The sequence below is a fragment of the Pseudomonas sp. CBZ-4 genome (genome assembly GCF_000346755.1).
Lineage (GTDB): Bacteria > Pseudomonadota > Gammaproteobacteria > Pseudomonadales > Pseudomonadaceae > Aquipseudomonas.
Genome location: NZ_ANNV01000097.1, coordinates 1 through 4,090 on the forward strand (window position 1 = coordinate 1; position 4,090 = coordinate 4,090).

Here is a 4,090-nt window from a genome sequence, read left to right on the forward strand (position 1 = left end):
GGCAATTTTAGCCACAACGACTTTTCGTACAAAACCTAATTCGCACTGGCAGGGGGACTTCAACCGAAGTCACCAGTGTCAGATAATGGTTGCAGCTGAGAACCATGGCTTAGCGTACAAACATCTCAGTGCTCTGTGATTTCCCTTTATTTCGCATGACCCGTTAGTCACGCCTTATGGCATAATGCCATTATTGCTCATGGAGACTCATCTTGCGCTCGAACCTGCCTGTCACAACCGTTGAACAAATATTTCCAGTCCAGCAGCGATTGATCTCTGCTACGGATGCGAATGGGAATATTTCCTATGTGAATGACGAGTTTATGAGAATAAGTGGCTATTCTCGTGAAGAGTTGTTGGGCAGTCCGCACAATTTGGTTCGTCATCCCGACATGCCTCCAGCTGTTTTCGGGCTGATGTGGGGCTATCTGAAGGCTGGCAAAAGCTGGATGGGTATCATCAAGAATCGCTGCAAGAATGGTGACTTCTATTGGGTCAGTGCGTATGTGACACCTATTCTCGAAGATGGCCGCTTAACAGGCTACGAGTCCGTTAGAGTCAAGCCGACTCGGGAGCAAATTGATCGCGCACAAAAGCTGTATGACCGGTTGCGTGCAGGTAAAAATTCCATTCCCCAAAATCGTCATTATGCGGCATTCATGAGGAGGATGGTCTTACCTGCAACTGCGGCTGCGTTGGCAATAGGTGCGGCTAGCGTGCTGCCAAGCCTGGCAGCACAAGCGGTAACTGCCGTGCTCTTTCTCGTTACAGGATGGTGGTCCTATACGCGGCTGGAACATCAGTTGAGTCATATCATGAAATGCGCCCCTGACGCTTTTTCAGATCCGATTAGCGCCATCACTTACAGCGATACGTATGGCCCTTCAGCGCAGTTGGAAATGATATTGATTAGTGAGGATGCACGCCTTAAAACCGCACTGACTCGGCTAAGCGATCTGGCCAGCCAAGTGGCTGAAGCCGCTGCGCATTCCTCCTTACTCTCGAACCAAACTGAAAATGCCTTGCTGGAGCAGCGAGCGGAAACGGACATGACGGCAGCCGCCATGACGGAGATGGCGGCCTCAATCAACGAAGTGGCAGGGCATGTTCAAAAAACCGCCATGGAAGCGCAAGCAGCAAATGAACTGGCTGAACAAGGTGATAAAGTCGCCGGTACTTCCCGTGAGGCCATTCAGTTGCTGGCCAGTACCGTCACGAATATCAGCACTGCTGTGGATTACCTTGCCAATGAAACCCAGCAAATTATGGCTGCTGCGGGGGTGATTCAAGCCATTGCTGATCAAACCAACCTACTCGCTCTCAACGCTGCAATTGAAGCGGCTAGGGCTGGTGAGCAGGGTCGTGGTTTTGCGGTAGTAGCTGATGAAGTCCGGGCCTTGGCCGCTAAAACCCGCGTATCGACTCAACAAATTCAAAACGTCATTGAAACCCTTAAAAAAGGCGCAGATGAGGCTGTGAGCATTGCCAAACTCGGTATTCGCGAGGCCGACCACGGTGTACAGCAAGTTATAGAGGCGCAGTGTGCTCTCCAAGGCATTCGCGATGCTGTTGAACGGATCAGTGGTATGAGCCAGCAAATGGCAGCCGCTTCAGAAGAGCAGGCTAGTGTCGCTGAAGATATTGCTCGGCAGATTAATAACGTAGCGGGAACGGTTGAGAGAACAGCGAAGAATGCTAACTCCGCCGTGATTCGTGGCCGCGAACTTGAAAGTACATCCCGTGGTTTAAACTCGTTGGTTGAACGGTTCAACAGGTAGTGACCTTATGACTATTTTGGTGAATTAGGTTTATATATGAGTGCAAGATACCGTGCAGCGGTGGATGCGGCAGCTATTTTCTCGGAAACCGATAAATCCGGAATAATCACCTATGTCAATGAACAGTTCTGTGATATTTCTGGCTATAGCGCACAGGAGTTGATTGGGCAAAACCACCGCATACTAAACTCAGGGCAGCATCCCCCTGAGTTCTTTATTGATATGTGGAAAAAAGTTTCACGTGGGCAGGTATGGAAAGGTGAAATTTGCAACCGTAAAAAGGATGGCAGCCTGTATTGGGTAGAGAGCACCATTGTACCCATGTACGATGATGCCAGCCAGCGGGTGCAGAAATACGTTTCCATTCGTTTCGATGTGACCGAAAAGCGGAAGTTTCTGGAAACCTTGCAATGGCAGGCTGAGCACGACGAGCTGACGGGTCTTCCAAATCGTTTTTTGCTGTCCAAAGCGCTTGATCAGGCTATTGTCAAAGCAAAGAGCCAGTCCAGCACGGTTGCCGTGGGCGTGCTTGATCTCGATGGGTTTAAGCAGATTAACGACCGCTATGGCCACGAGATAGGTGATCGTCTGTTAGTGGCGGTGGCTGATCGCCTGAAACATAGTATGCGTATCGAAGATACCGTAGCCCGTTTGGGAGGCGATGAGTTCGTGCTGATTTTGGGTGTGCGGGATCCCAAGGTGTTGGAAAGCGCCCTGCAGAGGCTTTTAGCTGCCCTTTCCGCCGTCTACATCATCGATGGCATAGGCATTAATATTTCCGCCAGTATCGGTGTGACGCTCTATCCAAACGATAATGAGAATGCCGATACACTGCTACGTCATGCCGATCAGGCTATGTATAAGGCCAAACAAAGTGGCCGTAACTGTTTCTATTTGTTTGATGTATCAAAAGATAAGATGGATAAATCAGCTTTTGATACCGTAATACGGGTTCGCCAAGCGTTACATGATGGTGAGTTATGCTTGCATTATCAACCAAAAATAAGTTTGAGCAGTGGGGCAGTGATTGGTTTTGAAGCACTATTGCGTTGGCAGCATCCGCGAGATGGACTTATATTACCGCAGTATTTTATACCGTTGATTGAGCAGAGCGATCTGATCGTGGAGATCGGCGAGTGGGTCATAGATCAGGCGCTCAGTCAAATAGAACAATGGGCGGACTTGGGTCATTCGTGGTCTGTGAGTGTAAACATTGCAGCATTACATTTGAAAAAAGAAAACTTTGTAAAGTCCCTAAAGTTTTTGCTGGACAGCCACCCTAATGTTTTGCCGCAGATGTTGGATATTGAGATTACCGAATCAGTGGTGATAGAACACTTATCACATGTCACTCAGTGCCTCATTGCTTGCCAGGATCTGGGTGTGACATTTTCGTTGGACGACTTTGGAACCGGGTATTCATCGCTGAGCTACCTTAAACAACTGCCCACGCAGTCAATCAAGATAGACAAATCTTTTATACGCGACATACTCATCGATAAAGACAGCTTGGGGCTGACTAAGGCGATCATCGGCCTAGCGAAATCGTTTAACCGCGAGGTTATTGCTGAAGGGGTGGAAACGGTTGAGCACGGAGTGTTGCTGATGAACCTAGGTTGTGATGTAGCGCAAGGCTATGGTATTGCGAAACCCATGCCGGTAGAAAAAGTGCCATCTTGGGTGGCGAAGTTTGTCCCTGCTCATTTATCTAGAGGGGTAATAGATAAACCGCACCGTCCATGAACTGATTGCGTCGTCGCAACCTAGTGGATTGAGCGGTTAATTCATTTATCCACCGGTAACGATATACTGTGCGTCCAATGCCATGGATTGGTTATGCGCATGGCTCGACCGACTTTCCCCATTCGCTCGAAATATATTTTTTATGATACACTATCCCAGCTGTTTTTTTCTGGAACAATGGAACAATGAAATAATTAATATTATCATAAACAACAAATCGATAATAATAAAGAGGATCATATATGTCGGATCAAGAGTTAATACTAGAGCAACTCCGTAACGTGAATTATGATAAGTTAAGCAAACAAGATATCGTAACAATGCTAAATGCAGGGGAACAGACTCTAGAAAATATGGCAGCATCAAGAAAAACTGCCATTGATATAATAGCAGAGGCAATGAACCAAACAAAGAATACGCTTGAGGCACTTGATTATTCTGGAAAGGTAGAAGCTGAAATCAGGAAAAATCTCAGCATACTGAGAGAGCTACTGATGACTGGCGATCTATAGCCCCCTAGACTGGGCGAATTAGGTTTTGTACGAAAAGTCGTTGTGGCTAAAATTGCC

The 4,090-nt window shown here is 47.5% G+C and carries 3 protein-coding genes and 1 pseudogene; all 4 read left to right on the forward strand.

The features are described from left to right. Positions 1-323: 323 nt before the first annotated feature. Positions 324-491 (forward strand): annotated as a pseudogene (locus tag B348_RS1000000132205) (PAS domain-containing protein); the annotation flags it as partial. A gap of 177 nt (positions 492-668) precedes the next feature. Then, complete coding sequence (locus B348_RS0111535) at positions 669-1,778, forward strand: methyl-accepting chemotaxis protein (protein ID WP_371105869.1); 1,110 nt, start codon at positions 669-671, stop codon at positions 1,776-1,778. Between the two features lie 36 nt (positions 1,779-1,814). Next, a complete protein-coding gene (locus B348_RS0111540; RefSeq protein WP_026136742.1) occupies positions 1,815-3,521 on the forward strand; it encodes a bifunctional diguanylate cyclase/phosphodiesterase in 1,707 nt (568 codons plus the stop codon). 242 nt (positions 3,522-3,763) lie between these two features. Beyond that, positions 3,764-4,033, forward strand: a complete 270-nt coding sequence (locus tag B348_RS0111545) for a hypothetical protein (protein WP_012274344.1) — start codon at positions 3,764-3,766, stop codon at positions 4,031-4,033. Positions 4,034-4,090 lie beyond the last annotated feature (57 nt).